The organism is Alkalinema sp. FACHB-956 (assembly GCF_014697025.1).
GTDB lineage: Bacteria > Cyanobacteriota > Cyanobacteriia > Leptolyngbyales > Leptolyngbyaceae > Alkalinema.
The window spans coordinates 34,633-56,362 of sequence record NZ_JACJRC010000013.1 but is presented as its reverse complement, the minus strand read 5'-3'; the positions used below and the strand labels follow the sequence as shown (position 1 = coordinate 56,362).

The following is a 21,730-nucleotide window of genomic DNA, read 5'->3' as shown; positions in this document are numbered from 1 at the left end:
TGAGGGAATCTGCGGGTGAACGGCCCCTCAGGCGAGAGGATTGCCAGGGAAGATTCGCAGGGAATTGTTCGGGGCGGGTAACGAGATGGATCGCCTGCTGGCTGGGCTGGAAGGGGTTTCATTTCAAGGCTATCGTCCAGCCGGTGAGCAACGCCCCCGCGAACTAGCCACGCTCAAACACAAAAAAAATAGGGTAAGCAATTACTCACCCTACGCCTTTGCTACACTCAGTTGTCTGCTAAGAAGTTTTTTTCACGACTCCAAGCCTATTCAGAGAATTGACGGAGTTGAAATCAACCTCATAGAAGCCATACGTAATTAATATCACAGGGGCCTCGGTGTATGTCCTGGGGATGGGCGTATCTTTACGGAAACTACATAAACCTACTGGGAAAGAAATAGGGAACTGTAAACCGAGCTAATTTCAGCCCTAAATTGGACAATTTTGATGAACGGGTTGAGTCAACTGATTAAGTGAACTGAATGAATGCGCTGATTGAAGACCCTAAATGACTGATCCAAGTCAGTCCCTAAACAGGGGCGTAACCGAAACCCGTGACCTACACTCAGGCCCACTGCCCTAGAACGCCGATCGCTCAGTTCGGGAAGCCGTACAGTTTACGCAGTTGCATCGAACATCAAGCTTCGTTAAATTAGCACTCAGGAGTTGGGAGTGCTAATTTTGAGTCCAAACTCCGATAGACTGGGTAGTCGGGGACTGAATCCAAGTCCCAATTTCCAGTCATCGTCCACAGGTGTGACCCGCAGGAATTGACCTTCTTGAACAGACGCAGTTGAACTGAATATTCGTCTGAGCGAGTTGGAACTTGAGCCTGTCACCGCACTCTGTGAACGTTATTGTTTGCACAAGATTATAGAGAGTTTGGAGACTTTGTATGGCAGCCGTATCTTTGAGCGTGTCTACTGTTCAACCCTTAGGCGATCGCGTTTTTGTGAAGGTGTCGGAAGCAGAAGAGAAGACTGCTGGCGGCATCATCCTGCCCGACAACGCTAAGGAAAAGCCTCAAGTCGGTGAAGTCGTGCAAGTTGGCCCCGGTAAGCGCAATGATGACGGTTCTCGCCAAGAACTGGAAGTCAAAGTGGGCGACAAAGTCCTGTACTCCAAGTACGCTGGCACCGACATCAAGCTGGGTGGCGACGACTACGTTCTGTTGACTGAGCGTGACATCCTGGCCGTTGTGCAGTAGTCAATCGGCAAGTAAATCGGTACTGGAGAAGACGGAAAGGAGAATCTACGTTTCGAATTCTCAATTCCCAATTCTCAAGTCCTCAATTGCATTTTTCCGCTTTTTATTGACCCTTCAGAAGTAGACAAGACTTGAACCATGGCTAAGCGCATTATTTATAACGAAAATGCTCGTCGTGCCCTCGAAAAAGGCATGGATATCCTGGCAGAAGCCGTTGCAGTGACCCTTGGGCCTAAAGGTCGCAACGTGGTGCTGGAGAAGAAGTTCGGCGCACCCCAAATCATCAACGATGGTGTGACGATCGCCAAGGAAATTGAACTGGAAGATCACGTTGAAAACACCGGGGTTTCCCTGATCCGTCAAGCAGCGTCCAAGACTAACGATGCCGCTGGGGATGGTACCACCACCGCAACTGTACTGGCCCACGCGATCGTTAAAGAAGGTCTGCGCAACGTGGCAGCGGGTGCCAATGCAATCCTGCTGAAGAAAGGGATCGATAAGGCGACCAACTTCCTGGTTGACAAGATTAAGGAACAGGCTCGTCCTGTGGAAGATTCCAAGGCGATCGCTCAAGTGGGTTCCATCTCCGCCGGTAACGACGAAGAAGTGGGTGCCATGATTGCTAGCGCCATGGACAAGGTGGGCAAAGAAGGCGTGATTTCCTTGGAAGAAGGGAAGTCCATGACCACCGAATTGGAAGTGACCGAAGGGATGCGCTTCGAGAAAGGCTACATCTCTCCCTACTTCGCCACCGACACCGAGCGGATGGAAGCAGTGATGGAAGAACCTTTCATCCTGATCACTGACAAGAAGATTGCCCTCGTCCAAGACTTGGTGCCTGTGCTGGAGCAAGTGGCTCGGGCGGGCCGTCCTCTGGTCATCATCGCTGAAGACATCGAGAAGGAAGCCCTGGCAACCCTGGTGGTGAACCGTCTGCGCGGCGTACTGAACGTTGCAGCTGTGAAGGCTCCTGGCTTTGGCGATCGTCGGAAGGCTATGCTGGAAGACATCGCAGTGCTGACCGGCGGGACGCTGATCACCGAAGATGCAGGTCTGAAGATCGATGCTGCGAAGCTGGACATGCTGGGTAAAGCTCGTCGCATCACGATCACCAAGGACACCACAACGATCGTTGCTGAAGGTAACGAAGCGCAAGTCAAGGCACGGGTTGAGCAAATCCGTCGTCAAATGGAAGAAACCGAGTCTTCCTACGACAAGGAAAAGCTGCAAGAGCGTCTGGCTAAGTTGGCTGGTGGCGTGGCTGTGGTGAAAGTCGGTGCAGCGACCGAAACCGAAATGAAGGATCGTAAGCTGCGTCTGGAAGATGCGATCAACGCAACCAAGGCTGCGGTTGAAGAAGGCATCGTCCCCGGTGGTGGTACCACCTTGGCCCACCTGGCTCCCGAATTGGAAACCTGGGCTTCGGGTAACCTGCAAGCAGAAGAATTGACCGGGGCGCTGATTGTTGCCCGCGCGCTGACGGCTCCTCTGAAGCGGATTGCTGAAAACGCAGGTCAAAACGGTGCGGTAGTCGCTGAGCGCGTGAAGGAAATGCCCTTCAACAGCGGTTACAATGCTGCGACCAATGAGTATGTAGACATGATTAGCGCAGGGATTGTTGACCCCGCTAAGGTGACTCGTTGCGCACTGCAAAATGCAGCTTCGATCGCGGCAATGGTGTTGACCACTGAGTGCATCGTGGTAGACAAGCCTGAACCGAAGGAAGCGGCTCCCGCTGGTGGCGCAGGCGGCATGGGCGACTTCGATTACTAATTCCAAGTCACGAGTCTGAAAGCGTTGTTTAACGTTTTAGGCTGAATTATGAAGCACGATCGAGATCCCAAAAGAACTCGATCGTGCTTTTTGTATGGGCATTGCTACAATCAAGATGTTGTTAGCGAACTCACCAAAACGAAGGTGCTATTTAGGTCGGGAGCCAATGCTCAAATCGCTTAAAGTCGAGAATTTCCGAAGCTTTAAATCATTCGAGCTGACACAGCTTGGACGAATTAACTTGTTGGTCGGCGAAAATAATAGTGGTAAAACCTCAATCTTAGAAGCAATTCAACTTTTACAATCACGAGCTAATTTAGCCTCTGTCACACAAACGATGGTAGAAAGAGGTGAGGTTTCTCGCACAGAAGAACGAAGTGGTAGTCGAGAACTAGATATTAGACATTTATTTCATGGGCATGAGTTAGTACTAGATCAATCTTTTACAATTTCGGTGATGACAGATGGATCTGCTGAAGAATTAGTTGCAAAAATTGAAATTCATGAATTCAAGCAAGAAACTCTTTTGGTTGATCTGGTTGATGAAGAACTGACTCGTGATGTAGAACTGGTTTTGACCTGGTCTTTCAATGGAGACAGAGAAGAACTTAAGATTCCGTTATCTGCTGATGGAGGAATTCGCTCAGACTACTCCAGAAGGATGCGAATTAAGCCTATAAAAAGTTCATCTATTAAGGTGCAGTTTATTACTTCATCTTCATTGCTGATTCCTCAAATGATTGAGCTTTTCGACCAAGTTGTTCTCACACCTGAAGAAGATAATATTGTTCAAGCGCTGCAAACTATTGATCCCAAAATTGAGAGAATTGCCTCCTTGGGGATTGATCGTATGGTTTCTGCAAAACGTGGAGGTTTCGTTATTAAGCGACGCGATGAGCAGCAACCTCTTCCGATCGGTAGTATGGGTGATGGCATCTGGCGCATGTTGGGTTTGGCGCTAAGTGTTGTGTGTACTAAAGGTGGCATTCTATTAGTGGATGAGATTGATACAGGGCTGCATTTCACAGCCATGTTAGATATGTGGAAGATGATCTGGAAAACGGCACAAAAACTTAATGTGCAAGTGTTTGCAACCACCCATAGCCGAGATTGTTGGGAGAGTCTGGCGGAAATGGCGGAATCGGAAATGGCTGGAGAGAATGAAATCATGATTCACCGCATTGAAAAAGCGAAGTCATCTTCGGTAACATTTGATTCGCAACAAATGGCGATCGCGGTGGAAGAAGGGATTGAGGTTCGTTAGGGAATGGCTAATCAACATCCGAAAATACTGTTTGTTGAAGGGAAGCAAGATGTTTTTGTAATTGCTGAACTTGCGGAAGCCAATCATATCCCTTGGCCATTACGCAATCCACCGATTCATATTGAAGAAGTTGGGGGATACGATCGATTAATTGATGCAAAGCGAATTGCGACGAGGCTTCAAGCGAGTGGGCTTCAGGTAATAGGGATTGTGGTGGATGCAGATGAAAATCCTGCTGCACGATGGCAAAGTTTGCAGGCGGCTTGCGCAAAAAGTATTGCAGACATGCCAAAAACGCTTCCATCACAAGGATTAATTCACACAACGCAAACAGGTATTCAATTTGGCGTGTGGATGATGCCGGATAATCAATTGCGTGGCATGATAGAAACTTTTTTATCAAACTGCATAGAGTCTACTGATCCCGTTTGGCAATATGCCCAATCTGCTGTTACGGAAGCTAAAGTCCAGGGTGCTCCTTTTAAAACACTTCAGCAGGATAAGGCGAATATTCATACTTGGTTGGCATGGCAAGATGAGCCAGGTCAGCAATTACATACTGCACTGCAAAGGCGAATTTTGGATCCTCAACATCCTCAAACCCAGGATTTTGTTGGTTGGTTTAAGACACTCTATGGCCTGTAGGAATGCATATAGTAGTAGGGATGCATATTGTACTTGTTGATCATTGGAGATGGGGCAGATTATTTCGAGTCTATCAAGGCTTTGCAAAGCTAGATGAGGGGGGCACCCCGACCCAAAAGCTGACTCAATTTTTAACTGGCACAGGCTTCTTGATTCATGCAGGAGGTCTACTCTGGAAGAATCAGCAATATAAAAAAGCGTTAAGGACTGGTTGTTCCATTCCTAGCATCTTCTACGATCGATCCAGCTTCGTGTCCCTTTCCCCAGGACAAAACCATGCTCCACGATGAAACCCTTCCCAGTCGAGAATGGTGGGCCCAACGCTGGATCGATGTGTTGGAATCCTTTGGGTTTCGGCAACGGCTTGCCCGCGCCCGCACCTATGTGCGCGAAGGCCATGTCCTTAACCTCGACTTCCAAGGCTCCAACGTCACCGCCCAAGTGCGTGGTACTGCCCCAGACCCCTATCAAGTCAAGCTAAAACTGGATCCCTTCACGGATGAGCAGTGGGAATTTGTCATCGATTCCATGGCCGATCGGGCCATCTTTTCCGCTAAGCTGCTGGCGGGCGAAATGCCCCAAAATATCGAAGAAGTGTTTATCAGTAACGGCCTTAGCCTCTTCCCCTTCAGCAAGTTTGATATCCATAGCCATTGCAACTGCCCCGACCCGGTGAATCCCTGCAAACATATCGGTGCGGTGTACTATCTCCTGGGCGATCGCTTTAGCGAAGATCCCTTCGTGCTGTTTCAACTGCGAGGTCGCACCAAAGATAGCATCCTAGAAGCCCTCCGCCAACGCCGCCAAACTGAATCCTCCCCCACGCCCACCCCCGAACCCGCCGCCGAACCCTGGTCGATCGCACAGTTTTGGCATTACACCGAGCAATTGGATCCTTCTCTAGTCGTCATTGCGCCGAGTAGTGGCGAAACCTTGCTAGATATCCTGGGGGAAATTCCTTTTCCCCAAGATCAAATCTCTACGGAACAGCGCCAAGCCCTCCTAGCCCATCTCAAAGACCTCTATGCCCAAGTGGGTCAAGCGGCTGTGATGCAAGCCATGACCACGCCCTAGGAGAAATCGTAAACACTGCACACGGTGTCCCCCCAAACCTTGTAGACTAATTGAGGAATTTTGTGTAGTAGCCTACGAAGTCACCCGTGCGAAAAATTATTCTGGCTGGCAATTGGAAGATGTTTAAAACCCAAGCCGAAACGCTTGAGTTTGTGCAAGGGTTTAAGCCACTCGTTGATGAAGCCCCCAGCGATCGAGAAATCATCCTTTGCGTCCCCTTTACCGACCTCTCCGTGCTGTCCAAAACCCTCCATGGCGGTCGGATCCAAGTTGGGGCTCAGAACGTCCACTGGGAAGACAGCGGCGCATTTACGGGCGAAATCTCTGCCCCGATGTTGGTCGAGATTGGGGTTCGCTACGTTGTTGTCGGCCATAGCGAACGTCGCCAATACTTCGGTGAAACGGATGAAACGGTGAACTTCCGGCTGCGGGCTGCCCAAAAAGCGGGATTAACCCCGATTCTCTGCGTCGGCGAAACCAAGCAACAACGGGATGCAGGCGAAACAGAAACGGTCATTTTTGACCAGTTAGCCAAGGATTTAATCGGTGTAGACCAGACGCACCTTGTGATTGCCTACGAACCCATTTGGGCGATCGGGACGGGTGATACCTGCGCTGCCGATGAAGCCAATCGTGTCATTGGATTAATTCGGAGCAAGCTCAGCAATCCCGATGTGACGATTCAGTATGGTGGCTCCGTTAAGCCGGATAACATCGACGAGATCATGGCGCAACCAGAAATTGATGGGGCTCTGGTCGGGGGGGCTAGTCTAGAAGCTAACAGTTTTGCCCGCATCGTCAACTATCAGTAACCGCGCTGTAAACTTCAAAAACTTTGTGAACTGAAAAAAACTTGTGAACTGAAAAAAACTTGTGAACTGAAAACCCCCCAGGATCCGGTGAAATCTTGAGGGGTTTTTGTTCAGTGTTTAATGGGATTCGATCGCGCGATCGTGTACTCCAGAGTTCACCTATCGCCGTTGCAACCAAGCAATCACTTGACGGTATCCTTCCGGCTGGTTGGTTTGCAGGTACAGATCCGCCGCTTGCTTGAAGTCCGATCGGGCTGCCCCTGCTTGCCCTGCCTGGGTCATTAACTTACCCCGTTCAAAATAGGCATCCGCTTGCTTGGGATTGAGCCGAAGCGCCTCGGTATAGTCTGCTATGGCTCCCATGCTATCTCCTGCCATCTGCCGTGCTTTCCCCCGTTGGAAAAAGGCATTGGCATCGCTGGTGTTGAGGGCGATCGCCTGGGTGTAGTCATTCACCGCCCCCGCCATATTGCCCAACTTCTGGTAAGCCTGGGCCCGGCTCGCATAGGCATCGGCCAAAGTGGAATCATGCTGCAAAGCACGGCTGTAGTCCGCCAGTGCCCCTTGGGTATCCCCCAATTGCATCCGGATGTCCGCGATCGCTTTGTAGGCTGCGGCGTCATCGGGCCGGAGTTTCAGCACCTGCTCAAAGTCCCGAATGGCAGCGGATTGATTGCCCGCCATCAAGTACAAACTGCCCCGCTGGAACAACGCATCGGCGTGGTCTGGCTTCAACTCAACGACTTTGCTGAGATCCGCTGCTGCTAAATCAAATTTTTTCTGGAGGGTATAACTGAGGGCACGGTTGTAAAAGGCGGCTGCATAGTCAGGCTTATGCTGGAGTGCCTTTGTGAAGTCTTGTACAGCCTGTTCCAGTTGCCCTGCCTTGTGGTAAACCATACCCCGATTCAGGTAGGCTTCCGCAAAGTTTCCTTGAAGCTGAATGGCTTGGTTCAGGTCGTTCAATGCGCCTTCCCGATCGCCCAGTTGGGAACGGACATAGCCACGATTCACCAACGCAGCCACGTTATTGGGCTGGGCCTGTAGGACGGCATCCAACTCCGCCAAGGCTTTGGGTAAATCGCCAGATTGGGCATGGGCATAGCCAACATTGACCTGGGCCATCATCAAATTAGGATTGCGCTTTAGGGCCTCTGTCCAGTCCTCTAGCGCTGCCGATGACTCACCCATTTGATATCGGAGATTGGCCCGCTGGGCATAGGCCACTGCATTACCGGGATCCAAATCGATCGCTTGATTCAAGTCCTGCATCGCCGCCGCGCGATCGCCCATCTGCATCCGCACAGTGCCCCGTCCGACATAGGCCGAACTGTAATTGGGATAGCGTTGGATAGCTTGGTTATAGTTCGTTAATGCAGCGACAAATTCTTTCTTTTGGGCATCTTTTTCCGCTTGCTGGAAAAAAGATTGGGCGGCCACTACATCCGGATTGGGGGCAGTGGGCGTAGAAGAAGGGGTTGCGACGGGTGAGGTGGAGGTCGCAGCGACCGATGTTAAGGTATCTGCTATTAAGGTATCTGCCGTCTCAACGGATTGGGGCACAGATTGGGCGAAACTGGGTGCCGCGAAGCCAACCAGAGGTGTAACGAAGCTCAGGAAAGTCACATAGCCCAGAAGTTTACGCTGGGCAGTATTTTGAGTGCTCATGGCGCTGAATGGTTCGAACGTGGGACAGATGAACTCGGACAGAAACTGATAGACAGAGTCTTCCCCCGTAGAAGTTCCCCAGCCACAGTTGCTTAGCAAGAAGTTTAAAATTCTCGACTTTTCTTGCCCTCGCCTTCAAACACACCGCTTGAAGCAACGGTGGTTAGTTGAGCTGTCAAAGCTTGTTGTCAATATGCCCAGTTCGATCCCCATCAACGACACTTTGTTACGGGTCTTGGTTGTAGGTCTTGGTTGTAGGTCTTGGTTGTGGATCTGTGAATTGGAAGTCTGTTGGGTGGCGATCGCTAGGTGGGGATCAGTTCACCGGGACGCAGCCGTGACCATTTTCCTTGATCCGCTACAAAGCTGAGACATCCAACAACGTCCCATTCCATTTCGATGTAATCGACTTGTTCCCGAATGTTGACATTAATCGTGGGTTCCGTGGCCTCAAAGTCTGGAGACTCGGTCAGATGGGGCTGCTGATGCTGGGCTTCCACCGCATGGTAGGTGGTACAACGATCGACATACTGGCAATTTACGCAAATACACATCGTCCAACCTCTCCCTAACGCACAATGGGAATAACATCGGTAAAAAGACGCGCTGAACCGTAAGGCTTTTCTGATAATCTAACGCAGGCACAGAAATTATTCATCAGCAGCCGCATGGATTTTTGGGTGTGTCCGAGGATCGTCCAAGACTGTTGTACGGGTTCTTCGATCGCCACGCTGCGATCGCTCTGACTCCATTCAGACCGTACAGGGGGCTATTTGGGCCCGAGTCGGTTGATCTAGCGTCTATTACTTCACTGAAAGGGTGGCTGAATTTGACTCCTTCTGTAACTGTTTTGCAAGAGCACACTTTGGGTTCTTCGGCATTATCCCCAAAGACATGGCCCTTTGATTTGGCATGGCTCCCCAGTTCTGCTTGTTTGGTGGGGGGGAGTGTGCGTGATGCGCTTTTGGAGCGCCATTCTGACTATCTAGATCTCGATTTTGTTTTGCCAGAAGGAGCAGTGGAAACGGCTCGGGCGATCGCCCGTCATTACAAGGCCGGGTTTGTCCTGTTGGATACGGAACGACAAATTGCCCGCGTGGTGTTTAAACAAGGGACGGCAGACTTTGCCCAGCAGGTGGGAGACACCTTGGAAGAAGATTTGCGCCGTCGGGATTTTACGATTAATGCGATCGCCTACAATCCCCACACCTTGGAGCTTTTGGATCCTTTGCAGGGTTGCCAGGATCTGGAACGGGGGCTGTTGCGGATGATCGCGCCGGAAAATTTAGCTGAGGATCCGCTACGTCTCCTCCGGGCCTATCGCCAAGCTGCTCAACTGGGTTTTCAGGTGGATGGCGAAACCCAACAAGTGATTCGTCAGCTTGCACCGAATTTAGCCCGCATTGCAGCGGAACGGGTGCAGTCGGAGTTGAACTACCTGCTGAGTTCCCGGCGGGGTACGCCGCGCCTCCACGGGGCTTGGGAGGATGGATTGTTGCAAGCTTGGTTCCCCGATGCGACTGCAATGGGACTCACCCAGGTTGCGGCGATCGATCAAACATTACGGCGGCTCAAGGAAGAGTGGCCTGGGTTTTACGGCATTTTGCAGCAACGGATTCGCACCAGTGCCTCCGGCAAAGCAGCAGAAAAGGAACCGGAAGCCTCCGGCAGTACCCGAACTTGGGTGACTACGGCGAAACTGGCGAGCCTCTTGCCTAGTGATCTAACCGCAGCGGAGGCCCAATTGTGGAAGTTGAAGTATAGCCGTGCGGAAATTCAGGCCGTGATGACTGTGCTGAAGTATTTGCCGGAGTTGCAAGCGGATCCAAATTTGGAACAGTGGTCCTTGGCCCAGCAATATTTCTTTTTCCAGGGGGTTGGTGCGGTTTTTCCTGCGATCGCGCTGATGGCGATTGCCATCGGGATTCCCTTGAATGGGATGGCAGCGATGATCGATCGCTTTTTAGATGCCAACGATCCGGTGGCCCATCCCCAACCGTTACTGACGGGTCAGGATTTGATGATGGCACTCAAAATTCCGCCGAGTCCTAGAATTGGTAAGCTCTTAGCCGCGCTCCAACTAGCCCGCGCTGAGGGAAAAATTGCCACGCGGGAAGAGGGCATCAAACTGGCTGAGCAGTTGCTGGGCGATCGGGATTTGGCCGACTGGTGGTAATTGGTGCAGATCGAGCAAGAAAAAGGAAATTGAGATTAACCTGGGTATCTGCTTTGGGGGGGATTGACTTTGTGATTGATCTATCAGCTCAATGATTTCTTGCGACCAAAACACAAAAGGCTACTGTAGTAGGAAATAAATTGCTCCTACCTACAGTAGCCCAGTGATCAGTCATTGGAATTGATCAGGCATTAGTCCCCGATCAATTTAGCAGCTCTGTTCAGATGCTGCTTTCGCTCCTTTCCGCTTGCGCAGAGCGACAACCCCCATCCCAATTAAGCCAGGTAGCATGGCTGGAGTGGGAATAGTTTCAACGGTCAGATTAGTCAACAGATAGTCATCACCACGATTAATCACACCAAAGCCTAAAGTTGAACCTTGGGCAATCAGGGAAGAGAAGTTATAGGTACCAGTACCCAAATCGAGAAGATTACCGCCAGGAATATCAGCAGTTAGAACCTGTACTCCATCAACTAATAGACGGAAATCGTCGTTACCATTGGGATCTAAAACAGGAACATTAATGCCAACCCTACTGAAAGTAGCAGAGATAATTCTGACCGTCTGATTGAAGGTCAAATTGAGAATCTCGTTGGTGCCCAACCCGTCAACTTCTAAGGAATCCAAACCGCCTTGCCAAATTCCAAGTCCGTTCGGCCTCCAAACAACACTACCGCTATTTGCAGTCACGCTAGTTAAGGGAGCAGAGCCTGAGAAGTTATAGATACTGGGGATCAGCGGGCCACCTGAAAAGTCGTAGGTAAATGTTGCTGCTTCCACAGGAGAGGCTGTGATGGAAGCAACTGCCAAAGTTGCCACTGCTGCTAATGTACTTAGACCCAAACCTTTGAAATTCATTGTTTTACCCACCTAAGTAAATGAATGGTTTGTTGATCAACAATCAACGCATGATTGAATTCAGTAGGCTACCGGAATACAGTAATGCTTTAACAGAGTTGCCATACAAATTAAGTAGGCTTAATCGATGCAATCCCTCTGATATTTTGGGTGACTGATCAAACTTTCCCTCTCAACTGGTGAGGGATTAGAATGAGCCAAAGACTTTTGTCATTTCGTACTTCAAACTATCTGACAAACTGTCTGTCAAACTACTTACTGCTTTGGTAGCCTGTAATGCACCTAGGTAGAAGCTCGTAAATCCCTGTAATCTTGCGATGACGGCATGTCATTCCTAGTCGTCATTTCTACTTAGATTCTAGGTGGATTTTATGACCAGGCTAGAGAATAATTAGGAAAGTTTATCTATACTTTATACAGAAGTAAATCCGTATGAGATTATAGTAAATCGTAAGTAGAAAAGCATGTTGTCTGCTACTCATTATCTGTGTGGTATGCCTGTGGTTTAGGGCTGCTATCATGCAAGTCACTAAATTCTAGGTTGGCGCGGGCGTTTCTCCGCCACATCTCAGGCTTAATTCTGCGTAGGGCTGAAGCGGGAAAACGCCGATCGTACTCTGCCGCATTAATCTGGGCTAAATCTTGTAGTTTAGGCGCGATATTGTCTGGATAGGGCTGAAAGTCAGGAATGTCTGTTTCCTGGGCAAAGCGTTGATTCCAAGGACAGACATCTTGGCAAATATCACAGCCCGCAACCCAGCCTTGGAGATGATGGGCAATATGCTCGGGTAATTCCTCCCTACGATTCTCGATCGTATGGTAAGCAATACACCGATTGGCATCTACGACAAACGGTTCCGTAATTGCTGCCGTTGGACAGGCATCAATGCAACGGGTACAGGTACCACAATGCTGCGTATGCGGTCGATCGGGCGTTAAATCTAAGTTTGTTAAAACCTCACCTAGAAAGACCCAGGAACCATATTCGCGGGTAATCACATTACTATTTTTGGCAATCCACCCGATGCCTGCCCGCTCGGCCCAGACCTTATCTTGAATCGGCCCAGTATCGGCATAGTAACGGGTTTGAATCCTCTCATTTTGGGTCTCTAACCAAGTTTGTGCTTCTAGCCATAGGGACAGGGCTTTAAGGCGCTTGTGCAAGACCTTGTGGTAGTCCCGGCCCCAACCGTAGCGGGAAATTTTGCCATACTCGGCCCCCGAGGGTCGCTGGTGAGGGGTGTAGTAATTCATGGCCACACAGACGATCGATTTCACCGTGGGCAAAATTTCATAGACATTCTGCCGTTTACTGGCTGCCATCCAAGCCATTTCTGCTTGGTAGCCCTTGGCCAACCACGATCGCAACCCTTCCGGTTCCACTCCAGCCCAATCCGCCACCCGCACAATGCCCACTTTATGAAATCCTAGATCTAACGCTTTCTGCTTAATGGCATTCGTCACATCCAAAGGTTTATTCACAGCCATAACATCACAGCGATCGGGGGTTGGGTAACCGATAATGTTACAGGATAACGATCCTGCATAGGATTATTGATTAGCGAATTTAAAATCAGTTGGACAAACAAAATTGGACAAGCAAACAATCAATAGATTGCGAATTTCCTAGGTATGAAACTGACAACCCGTGGTCACTACAGTGTCAAAGCCTTACTCGACTTGACCCTCCAGCCCAACTATGGCCCTGCCTCCGTCAACGCGATCGCCCAACGGCAAGACCTGCCAGCCCCCTACCTCGAAAAACTGTTAATCGAACTGCGCAAAGCGGGCTTAGTTAATGCGATTCGGGGTGCCCAAGGCGGCTACCAACTGGCCCAATCCCCCACCCACATTACCCTGGGGCAAATTTTAGCAGCAGTGGGAGAAACGATCGAACCCCTACCGCGTCAGGTGCGGGATGAGGCCCAAGCCGAAGATTGGGTCACGTTTGCTGTCTGGAATCGACTCCATCAAAAAATGCGGGATGCTCTGTATAGTATTAGCCTTGAGGATCTCTATTATGACGCTCGCAGTTGGCAAGCCTCCCAAGGGGCAGAAGCGAGTTTTATCGTATAGCTCAATTGGATAGCTCAATTGGATAGATTCAGTGTGATCGGGTTGCTGGGCCAATATTCCCCATTACCCCTCGTGGCGATGTACAAGTTCAGCCTGATGTTGTAACTGATTCAAGGTGATCCGTCTGCGACTTTCTGCATCCACAAAATTGGGGTTGATACTCAGCGCCTTATCAAAGCTAGTCAATGCCTCTTGGTAATGTCCGAGATGACTCAAGGACACCCCTCGGCTGTACCAGGCTTTATCACACCGGGGATTTAGAGCCAGCACCTTGCCATAACTCGCGATCGCCGCTTCATTGCGATTTAAATAATCCAAGGCTCTGCCTCGACGATACCAAGTTTCTAAATCATCCCCATCGATAGCCAAGGCTTGATCAAAACTCGCGATCGCTTCATCATAGCGACTTAACTTTTGTAAGGCATTGCCCCGTGCTGTCCAAGCGACACTGAAATCTCGACGGTTTGCGATCGCTTGGTCAAAATCCTGCACCGCCGCTTCAAAGTCCCCTAACCGTTGCCGCAAGCAGCCTCGGATATACCAACCTTCTGCCAAGCTGGGTAAAAGTTCTAAGGCACGGGTGTAACTGGCGATCGCGGCTTCTGGTTGATAGAGCGTTTCCAGGGTTTTGCCTCGGTGATACCACACTTCCGCTAGCTGATCATCCAAGGCCAAGGCGCGATCGTAACTATCTAGCGCTTCTTCGTGAAACCCCAATTTACGCAGCACATTGGCTCGATTCAACCAGACTTGAGGCAAATTGGTCTTGATTTCCAAAACGCGGTTGTACTTAACCAGCGCCTCCTCATACTGGCCTAATCGTTGGTATAGATTGCCCGCATTGTAATGGGCATTGGAAAAGTGTGGACGAAACTTGAGCGCACTCTCATAACTGGATAATGCTGCTTCGAGCTGCCCTAGATGGGTCTGGGCGATCGCTCGGTTGTACCAAGCTTCGGCATAGTCCGGTCGTAGTTGCAGGGTTTGCTCGTAGCTATGGATGGCATCTTCCAGCGCGTTGAGCTTCATCAGCGCATTGCCTCGGTTGTACCAGGTTTTATAGCTATGGCGATTAAAGGCTAGTGCTCGATCGTAGCTGGTAATAGCCTCCTCATAGCGTCCTTGGGCGGCCAAGGTTTTCCCCAAGTGATTCCAAGCGGGTTCAAAGTCTTCCCGAATGGCCAACACTTCCTTAAAACTGGCGATCGCCTCAGTTGCAGCTCCGGCCTGCATGAATGCCTTACCCTGCTCGTACCACAGAACATACCAGTCGGGTCGTTGGTGAATGGCTCGGTCAAAGTAAACGATCGCGTCTTCGTAGAGTCCTGCTTTACAAAGACGCATTCCCTGCTCAAAAGCAGATTCGGCTCCCAAATTGTGGCGCATATCCCGCTATGAATCTTGGCAAGAGATATCTATCTTACTGAGGGGGGCCTGCCTAGCAAACTTTGCTTTCTGAAAAGACTAATAGATCACTCCTTCAAGGGACTCTAAAACTTTTTTTGGTGTACCCCCTTGCCAAATCCTGGGAGGGTTGTGTTATTATCACTAAGGCGAGCGCGGGAAAAACGCATTGCCAAACTGAACTGCAAAACAAATTGCAGAATCAAGGGTCGCTAGCTCAGCGGTAGAGCACTCGGCTTTTAACCGATTGGTCTTGGGTTCGAATCCCAGGCGACCCATTCTTAAGTTTTTACTGTTGGTATACTCGCTTTATCTGGTAGGTGCTTCAACCTCCCTGCTTCTGTTTGAGTTAGGTTGTTCATTTAGCTGGGTTCTTTGACCGAAGCTAATGTCTTGCTCTAAGAACCGAGTTCACCGTTAAGGGTGAATTTGGAGAAGTTTTAGACACAGTGCAATCTTCCCCTCACTGGATTGCTTTTTACGAGTTCTACCTGGAAACCACCGGATTCAGCACCCATTTTCAGGTACGATCGAAGCTCCAAAAACTTCGGAAAACAAGCTGCAACAAGGTTCGCTATGGGTAGCACATTCGGTCATCTGTTTCGAATTACAACGTTTGGAGAATCCCACGGGGGAGGCGTTGGTGTCGTTGTGGATGGCTGTCCACCCAAGGTGCAGATTTCCACTGAGGAGATTCAGTTTGAGCTCGATCGCCGTCGTCCGGGCCAGAGCAAAATCAGCACCCCCCGCAAGGAAGAAGACACCTGCGAAATTCTCTCCGGGGTTTTGGACGGTCAAACCTTGGGCACGCCCATTGCCATTCTGGTGCGGAACAAAGACCACCGCTCCCAGGACTACGGCGATATGCAGGTGAAGTATCGCCCATCCCATGCGGATGCCACCTATGACGCCAAGTACGGGATCCGAGCGGTGGCCGGTGGGGGCCGATCGTCGGCGCGGGAAACGATCGGACGGGTGGCGGCGGGGGCGATCGCCAAGAAGATTCTCCAGGAAATGGCCGGGGTCGAAATTATCGGCTACGTCAAGCGCATTAAAGACTTAGAAGCCCATGTAGACGATGCCACCGTCACCCTTGAGCAAGTGGAAAGCAACATTGTCCGCTGTCCCGATGGAGAAATGGCCGATCGCATGATTGAGCGGATTGAGCAGGCGCGGGATTCAGGGGATTCCCTCGGGGGTGTGGTGGAATGTGTGGCGCGGCGGGTTCCGTTGGGACTGGGTGAGCCTGTGTTTGACAAGCTAGAAGCTGATTTAGCCAAAGCGGTCATGTCGCTGCCCGCTAGCAAAGGCTTTGAAATTGGCTCGGGGTTTGCTGGCACGCTGATGACCGGAAGTGAGCATAACGATGCTTTCTACATGGAGGGCGATCGGATTCGCACCATGACCAATCGATCGGGGGGGATTCAGGGTGGCATTTCCAACGGCGAAAATATTGTGATTCGGGTAGCCTTTAAACCTACGGCAACGATTCGTAAAGAACAACAAACCGTGAGTAAAGACGGTCAAGAAACGACGCTGTCTGCTAAGGGTCGCCATGATCCCTGTGTACTCCCCCGTGCGGTTCCCATGGTGGAAGCGATGGTGGCCTTAGTGCTGTGTGATCATCTATTGCGGCAACGGGGGCAATGCGGCGTAGATTGAGAAAGTTCTAGGATTGAGAAGGTTCTAGCTTGAGAAAGGCCGACTGCGGATCACGGGCCTGAAGTTGGGGAATCATGGGTCTGAAGTCGGGGCCGATCGGGTCTGCGCTAACCAGTGCTGAATTGTTACGACCAACTGTTTTAGCTTGACGGGTTTAGTCAAGTAATCATTGGCTCCTGCATTGAGGCAGCGCTCCCGATCGTCCGCCATGGCCAATGCGGTGAGTGCCACGATCGGAAGTGTAGCGAGTTCAGGAATCTGGCGAATTTGCTGAATCGCTGCTAACCCATCCACCTCCGGCATTTGCACATCCATCAAAATTAAATCTGGGCGTTCGGCTTGTGCTAGGGGAACCACATCCTGCCCCCGATTGGCCACAATTACCTCATACCCTTTGGCCGTCAAATAACTCACCATCGTTTCAATATTGGCTTCATTATCTTCTGCTAATAAAATGCAAGGAGCCGTCCACGCGATCGCGGCGGCTTCCGGTAGGAGAAATTCGAGGGTGGCATCGGCTTCTAGGGGCGTGAAGGGTGGCGTACCCTCCGTGAGCGGTAGGGTAATGGTAAACCGACTGCCGACCCCCACTTGACTTTGGAGGCCCACTTCTCCACCATGCATTTCCACAATTCGTTTGACTAAGGAGAGTCCCAGTCCGGTGCCCTGGTATTGGCGATTTAAAGCACTGTCTACTTGAATAAATGGTTGGAAGAGCTTTTTGACATTTTCGGGGGCAATCCCAATTCCAGTGTCAATGACTGCAAATTGAATTTCGGCAAGTGGCCTCGTTCCGGTTGGTGGTACCAGACTAACTTCTAAGGTAATGCTCCCCCCATCCGGTGTAAATTTCACGGCGTTTGTGAGCAGGTTAATCAGGACCTGGCGCATTCGCCGTTCATCCACCCATAGATTTGGCAGGCCCTCAGGCACGGTTACTTGGAGTTGGATTTGTTTTTTTAAAGCTTGTTGCCGAATGAAGACCAGGCTGGATTGGCAAAGCTGATTGATTTTGGTGGCAGAATACTCGAGCGTAACTTGTCCTGCTTCAATTTTAGCGAGATCCAGAATATCGTTAATTAATTCCAGTAAGTGATTGCTACTGCGTTCGATCGTTTTTAGAGCTTTGAGTTGTAAGGGATTGATTTCACCAAATACTGAATCTTGTAAGCCTTCCGTCATGCCCAAAATTGCATTGAGGGGCGTCCGGAGTTCGTGGCTCATGTTCGCTAGAAACTCATCCTTTAACCGCGTGGCTCGGGCAAGTTGTTCATTGGTTTGCTGCAACTGCACTTCATACTGTTTACGATCGCTGATATCTCGACAGACACAAATCAGTAAGCCTTCGTCGGTTAACGTTAAGGACAGTCCCTCTGCAAATTGGGTGCCATCTTTGCGGGTGGCGATCGCTTCCCCCTGCCAGGATCGATCGCGTTCTAAAGTCGGAAATATCTCTTGCTGGAACCGATCGATTTCCTGGGAACTGTAGATTACTTGCCACGTTTTGCCCAACAGTTCTTCGGTCTGCTCATAGCCAAACAGAGATAAATGGGCTTGATTGAGATAGATATAAGTATTGTCTTGTAAAATGGCAATGCCATCGATCGCGGCCTCTATGGCTGCTAACTGGCGGTTCATAGCCTGCTCAATTTGCTTGCGATCGGTGACATCTTCGGAAATGCCTAATAAATATTGGGGATTGCCCTCTTCATCGGTAATGGCTAATTTTTTGGTATGGAGAAACCGCACGCCTTGGTGACGGGTATGGATTTTATTCTCCAACGGTTCTGGAACCTGGTGAGACGCTAAAATAGCTCGGTCTTGGGCAGTAAATTGATCGGCTTCATCCTGGGGAAAAAAGTCATAGTCGTTGTTACCCAATAATTCTTCCCGAGAATAGCCTAGAAGCTCTTCCCCCGCTTTATTAAACCGGATGAATCGTAAGTCCTGGGCATCCTTCACGAAAATCATATCTGGAATATTCTCGATGATGGAATCCAAAAATTTTTCGCTGTTTTGCAAGGCTTGTTCCGCTTGGCGGCGATCGGTAATATCTCGCAAAATTGCACGGGTCGCCACAGGTTGATCACCCACGTAACGACAGTTAATACTGCCTTCTACCAAGACCTTACGGTGGTCTTTCGTGATAAACGTGAGTTCCACCTGTTCAATATTGGACAAAGATCCCGATCGCATGGCTGCAACGATGTCTTGATAGTACAAGTGGCAAGTGGGATGTAGCACATCCAACAGCGTCATTGTCTGCACATCAGCCTCGGTATAGCCCAAGGTTTTCCGCCAAGCCTTATTGACATATTCCAAACAACTCGTGTCAAGCTGAACACTTTGAATCAAATCGTTAGCATTATCCAGAAAATCCTGAAGTTGCGCTTCCCGCTCTTGTAATTCCGCCGTCCGCAGCGCAACCCGATGTTCCAGTTCCGTATTCAGGTCTTCTAAGGCGCGGTTGGCTTGTTGGAGTTGGGCGGTTCGTTCAGCGACTTTGTGTTCTAAGTTTTCCTGGGCAATGCGGAGATCCTGTTCCACCTGTTTGAGCGAACTGATATTGCGCAGAATGCCAATGCGGAGGTACTGATCACCGGGTTGAACCAAGTAGGATTCCGACAGTAACATCGGAGTCAGCTCCCCATTGGGGGCAGCAATTGCAACTTCTCTATCCGATGACAACCCAGAAAAATCTGCCGTCATTGTTGTAACTAGCTGGGTCAGGGCTGGTTGATTGAGTTTTTGAATGGGTTGTCCAATAACAACCTCTGGAGAACAGTTGCAAATGCTTCCCAGAGATTCATTAATAAACACTAAACGATGATCTTGATCCGCAATATAAATCCCATCACGAACATGCTGAACAGCATGGGTGAGTAATTGAATTTGTTCTTCCGCTTGCTTGCGAGCGATCGCCTTATCAACTGTAGTGGATAATATTTTTAAATAGTGGCGATCGGGATCTTTAATTAGGTAATCATAAGCGCCATGCTGCATTAACCGCACAGCAATTTCTTCATCACCGCTCCCCGTTGCAATAATGAAGGGTAGCTTATGGGACTGCACTTGTTCCACCAGTTCTAAGGCTGTTCCATCCCCCAAGTGAAAATCCAAAATTGCCACATCAAAGGAGTGGCACTCTAAGATGGATTGGGCTTCCGCCAGAGAAGTTGCTACTGTATATTGGTAGGGAAGAAAGGTCTGCTTGACGCAACGAGTAAATGCCAACTGATCAATGACATCATCTTCGACGAGAAGGACTTTGATGGACGGAGCAGCAACAGGGCTCATAGTAGTTGGGCGATGGAATTGCGAAAAGTTAAGTGCGAAATAATCGAGCAGAGAAAATCATTGATTCGTTAAAAGTAGGATAATACGCAACCCACGATCCGCCAATCTAGCTCGGGGATTGGCTCAGGCACCAATAGCGATAGATGGCCTGAAGAATTTCGACAAAGTCCTCATAATCTAAGGGTTTAACCATGTATCCTGCGGCATTCAGTTGAAAACTTTCTCGTCGATCCTTGTCCTCTTGGGACGTTGTGAGAATAATGACTGGAATGGTTTGCAATCCCGGATCGTGTTTGAGCACCTGAAGTAACTCTAACCCATTCATCCGAGGCATATTTAAATCTAATAGAATTAGAGCAGGTTTGGGATTCTGGGGGTTCCGTAGAAACTCTAACGCAGCTTCGCCATCTTCGACGACATGTAAGGGATTGGCGGCCTGAATCTCTCGCAATCCGCGTTTGACATTTAGCACATCAATACGATCGTCTTCTACGAGCAAAATGGGGTCAGAACTGTTCATACATCCTCAATCGGCAAGATGGGAATCAGGAAGATGGCAGGGAAGCGTAAAGAAGAACGTGCTGCCCTGCCCCACCTGGGACGTGAGCCAGAGGTGTCCACCATAGAGTTCAACAATTTTTTTGACAATGGCTAAGCCGACCCCTGTACTTTCTGACTTATCTCGAGGCACTAGGGTTTGGAAAATTTGAAATACTTTATCAAAATGCCGTTTCTCAATGCCAATCCCCGTATCTGCCACAAAAAATTGCCAGAAGTCCTCTTCCTGGGTGTGACCGATCCGAATGGTTCCTTCAGGGTGACCCATGTATTTGACCGCATTGCTAATCAAATTTTGAAAGACTTGCTGAATCCGGGTGCGTTCCACGAAAACCGTTGGTAGTTCTGTCTCAATGACAATTTTAATCCCTGATGGCGCTGCAATGATGTCAATGACCTCCGCTAGGAGTTGGTTCAGATCAACTTCGGTCTTTTCATCCCGGACGCGCCCTACCCGAGAATACTGCAAGACTCCATCAATGAGATCTCCCATGCGCCGCACCCGACCTCGCATCAGTTGCAGCATTTCTTGGCCCTCATCATCCAGCTGATCGCCGTAATCCCTCACCAGCCAGTCCGCCAAGGAGGCAATGCCCCGTAGGGGCGCTTTGAGATCGTGGGAAACGATGTAGGCAAAATCTTTGAGTTCTTGGTTGGCGATCGCCAACTCTGCCACAAGCTGGTTTTGGCGCAGTTCCGATCGCTTGCGTTCGATCGCATGCAGGATGGACCGTTCCAATAGGGTCGCACTTAAAGTTGTCCCCTTGACCAAGTAGTCCGAGGCTCCCGCAGCCATCACCTTCTGATCAATATCGTGATCCCCAACCCCCGTCAGCAGGATAATTGGCTTTTGACACCCCATTTGTAAGGCAGCCTGCAAAAGCTCTAGGCCATTTTCTTTTCCTAGGCGAAAATCAAACAGGTAAACATCATGACGATTTTGGCTGATTTCTGCCAGCCCAGCGTTGTAGTTATCCACCCAAGTGAGTTTAAACCCAACCTGCTCCGCCTCACTCAAAAAGTCGCGGGTGACAATGTAGTCGTCTTCATCGTCATCGACTAATAGAACTCGACAAATCTCTGTAGCCATAGATCAACTCGTCGGGACAGCAGAAAGGTTATGACTTCAATCATGGAGACAAAAGATGGACAACTAGATGACAATCAGCCGTAAGCCACGATAACCCACAGACCACGGCAATCTACACCGATCAGCCTAGGTCATAACCCAGAAAATGACGCTTCTACTAGAAAT

17 protein-coding genes and 1 tRNA gene are annotated in these 21,730 nt (G+C 49.8%); 10 read left to right on the top strand and 8 right to left on the bottom strand.

Annotated elements, in window-relative coordinates; translation table 11 throughout:
• Positions 1-896 precede the first annotated feature (896 nt).
• From groES to tpiA, 6 genes are all read left to right on the top strand, one after another.
• Positions 897-1,208 (top strand): co-chaperone GroES, encoded by a 312-nt coding sequence (groES, locus tag H6G21_RS14755; RefSeq protein ID WP_190574193.1) that lies wholly within the window; start codon positions 897-899, stop codon positions 1,206-1,208.
• A gap of 138 nt (positions 1,209-1,346) precedes the next feature.
• The gene (gene groL, locus H6G21_RS14750) at positions 1,347-2,981 is read left to right on the top strand and encodes a chaperonin GroEL (RefSeq protein ID WP_190574192.1); all 1,635 of its coding nucleotides are present in this window, start codon (positions 1,347-1,349) and stop codon (positions 2,979-2,981) included.
• A gap of 94 nt (positions 2,982-3,075) precedes the next feature.
• On the top strand, positions 3,076-4,245 hold the full coding sequence (locus tag H6G21_RS14745) for an ATP-binding protein (RefSeq protein ID WP_242041837.1): 1,170 nt from the start codon (positions 3,076-3,078) through the stop codon (positions 4,243-4,245).
• 3 nt (positions 4,246-4,248) lie between these two features.
• Complete coding sequence (locus H6G21_RS14740) at positions 4,249-4,890, top strand: DUF3226 domain-containing protein (RefSeq protein WP_190574191.1); 642 nt, start codon at positions 4,249-4,251, stop codon at positions 4,888-4,890.
• Positions 4,891-5,166: 276 nt separating this feature from the next.
• Positions 5,167-5,964: a metal-binding protein gene (locus H6G21_RS14735; protein ID WP_190574190.1), complete on the top strand. Its 798-nt coding sequence runs from the start codon at positions 5,167-5,169 to the stop codon at positions 5,962-5,964.
• 86 nt (positions 5,965-6,050) lie between these two features.
• The gene (tpiA, locus tag H6G21_RS14730) at positions 6,051-6,776 is read left to right on the top strand and encodes a triose-phosphate isomerase (protein ID WP_190574189.1); all 726 of its coding nucleotides are present in this window, start codon (positions 6,051-6,053) and stop codon (positions 6,774-6,776) included.
• 159 nt (positions 6,777-6,935) lie between these two features.
• On the opposite strand, the gene H6G21_RS14725 is transcribed toward tpiA, so the two are convergent.
• Positions 6,936-8,444, bottom strand: a complete 1,509-nt coding sequence (locus H6G21_RS14725) for a tetratricopeptide repeat protein (RefSeq protein ID WP_190574188.1) — start codon at positions 8,442-8,444, stop codon at positions 6,936-6,938.
• A 305-nt stretch (positions 8,445-8,749) separates the two neighbouring features.
• Positions 8,750-8,998: a Ycf34 family protein gene (locus tag H6G21_RS14720; protein WP_190574187.1), complete on the bottom strand. Its 249-nt coding sequence runs from the start codon at positions 8,996-8,998 to the stop codon at positions 8,750-8,752.
• Positions 8,999-9,273: 275 nt separating this feature from the next.
• Here H6G21_RS14720 and H6G21_RS14715 point away from each other — a divergent pair, with 275 nt between their 5' ends.
• Positions 9,274-10,620: a CCA tRNA nucleotidyltransferase gene (locus H6G21_RS14715; protein WP_347278024.1), complete on the top strand. Its 1,347-nt coding sequence runs from the start codon at positions 9,274-9,276 to the stop codon at positions 10,618-10,620.
• Between the two features lie 207 nt (positions 10,621-10,827).
• Here the strand turns inward: H6G21_RS14715 and H6G21_RS26060 are convergent, their stop codons facing one another.
• On the bottom strand, positions 10,828-11,490 hold the full coding sequence (locus H6G21_RS26060; RefSeq protein ID WP_190574186.1) for a PTPA-CTERM sorting domain-containing protein: 663 nt from the start codon (positions 11,488-11,490) through the stop codon (positions 10,828-10,830).
• A gap of 462 nt (positions 11,491-11,952) precedes the next feature.
• The gene (gene queG, locus H6G21_RS14705; protein ID WP_190574185.1) at positions 11,953-12,966 is read right to left on the bottom strand and encodes a tRNA epoxyqueuosine(34) reductase QueG; all 1,014 of its coding nucleotides are present in this window, start codon (positions 12,964-12,966) and stop codon (positions 11,953-11,955) included.
• Between the two features lie 144 nt (positions 12,967-13,110).
• On the opposite strand from queG, the gene H6G21_RS14700 reads away from it, so the two are divergent.
• Positions 13,111-13,554: an RrF2 family transcriptional regulator gene (locus H6G21_RS14700; RefSeq protein ID WP_190574184.1), complete on the top strand. Its 444-nt coding sequence runs from the start codon at positions 13,111-13,113 to the stop codon at positions 13,552-13,554.
• Between the two features lie 63 nt (positions 13,555-13,617).
• Here the strand turns inward: H6G21_RS14700 and H6G21_RS14695 are convergent, their stop codons facing one another.
• On the bottom strand, positions 13,618-14,898 hold the full coding sequence (locus H6G21_RS14695) for a tetratricopeptide repeat protein (RefSeq protein ID WP_190574183.1): 1,281 nt from the start codon (positions 14,896-14,898) through the stop codon (positions 13,618-13,620).
• Between the two features lie 266 nt (positions 14,899-15,164).
• On the opposite strand from H6G21_RS14695, the gene H6G21_RS14690 reads away from it, so the two are divergent.
• Positions 15,165-15,236, top strand: a tRNA-Lys gene (locus tag H6G21_RS14690).
• A gap of 298 nt (positions 15,237-15,534) precedes the next feature.
• The gene (aroC, locus tag H6G21_RS14685) at positions 15,535-16,620 is read left to right on the top strand and encodes a chorismate synthase (protein WP_190574182.1); all 1,086 of its coding nucleotides are present in this window, start codon (positions 15,535-15,537) and stop codon (positions 16,618-16,620) included.
• 72 nt (positions 16,621-16,692) lie between these two features.
• Here aroC and H6G21_RS14680 read toward each other — a convergent pair whose 3' ends face one another.
• The 3 genes from H6G21_RS14680 to H6G21_RS14670 all read right to left on the bottom strand — a co-directional run bounded on the left by H6G21_RS14680 (position 16,693) and on the right by H6G21_RS14670 (position 21,565).
• Positions 16,693-19,917 (bottom strand): PAS domain S-box protein, encoded by a 3,225-nt coding sequence (locus tag H6G21_RS14680; protein WP_190574181.1) that lies wholly within the window; start codon positions 19,915-19,917, stop codon positions 16,693-16,695.
• A gap of 106 nt (positions 19,918-20,023) precedes the next feature.
• A complete protein-coding gene (locus tag H6G21_RS14675) occupies positions 20,024-20,437 on the bottom strand; it encodes a response regulator (protein ID WP_190574180.1) in 414 nt (137 codons plus the stop codon).
• Between the two features lie 6 nt (positions 20,438-20,443).
• Positions 20,444-21,565, bottom strand: coding sequence for a hybrid sensor histidine kinase/response regulator (locus H6G21_RS14670; RefSeq protein ID WP_199307228.1), 1,122 nt, complete (start codon positions 21,563-21,565; stop codon positions 20,444-20,446).
• Positions 21,566-21,730: the final 165 nt, after the last annotated feature.

What these genes read in the sequence shown, in the direction of transcription:
- queG (WP_190574185.1), bottom strand. Translation starts at nt 12,966, where the DNA reads ATGGCTGTGAATAAACCTTTGGATGTGACGAATGCCATTAAGCAGAAA.
- H6G21_RS14680 (WP_190574181.1), bottom strand. Translation starts at nt 19,917, where the DNA reads ATGAGCCCTGTTGCTGCTCCGTCCATCAAAGTCCTTCTCGTCGAAGAT.
- aroC (WP_190574182.1), top strand. Translation starts at nt 15,535, where the DNA reads ATGGGTAGCACATTCGGTCATCTGTTTCGAATTACAACGTTTGGAGAA.
- H6G21_RS14735 (WP_190574190.1), top strand. Translation starts at nt 5,167, where the DNA reads ATGCTCCACGATGAAACCCTTCCCAGTCGAGAATGGTGGGCCCAACGC.
- groES (WP_190574193.1), top strand. Translation starts at nt 897, where the DNA reads ATGGCAGCCGTATCTTTGAGCGTGTCTACTGTTCAACCCTTAGGCGAT.
- H6G21_RS14700 (WP_190574184.1), top strand. Translation starts at nt 13,111, where the DNA reads ATGAAACTGACAACCCGTGGTCACTACAGTGTCAAAGCCTTACTCGAC.
- groL (WP_190574192.1), top strand. Translation starts at nt 1,347, where the DNA reads ATGGCTAAGCGCATTATTTATAACGAAAATGCTCGTCGTGCCCTCGAA.
- H6G21_RS14725 (WP_190574188.1), bottom strand. Translation starts at nt 8,444, where the DNA reads ATGAGCACTCAAAATACTGCCCAGCGTAAACTTCTGGGCTATGTGACT.
- H6G21_RS14740 (WP_190574191.1), top strand. Translation starts at nt 4,249, where the DNA reads ATGGCTAATCAACATCCGAAAATACTGTTTGTTGAAGGGAAGCAAGAT.
- H6G21_RS14720 (WP_190574187.1), bottom strand. Translation starts at nt 8,998, where the DNA reads ATGTGTATTTGCGTAAATTGCCAGTATGTCGATCGTTGTACCACCTAC.
- H6G21_RS14695 (WP_190574183.1), bottom strand. Translation starts at nt 14,898, where the DNA reads ATGCGTCTTTGTAAAGCAGGACTCTACGAAGACGCGATCGTTTACTTT.
- H6G21_RS14745 (WP_242041837.1), top strand. Translation starts at nt 3,076, where the DNA reads ATGGGCATTGCTACAATCAAGATGTTGTTAGCGAACTCACCAAAACGA.
- H6G21_RS14670 (WP_199307228.1), bottom strand. Translation starts at nt 21,565, where the DNA reads ATGGCTACAGAGATTTGTCGAGTTCTATTAGTCGATGACGATGAAGAC.
- H6G21_RS14675 (WP_190574180.1), bottom strand. Translation starts at nt 20,437, where the DNA reads ATGAACAGTTCTGACCCCATTTTGCTCGTAGAAGACGATCGTATTGAT.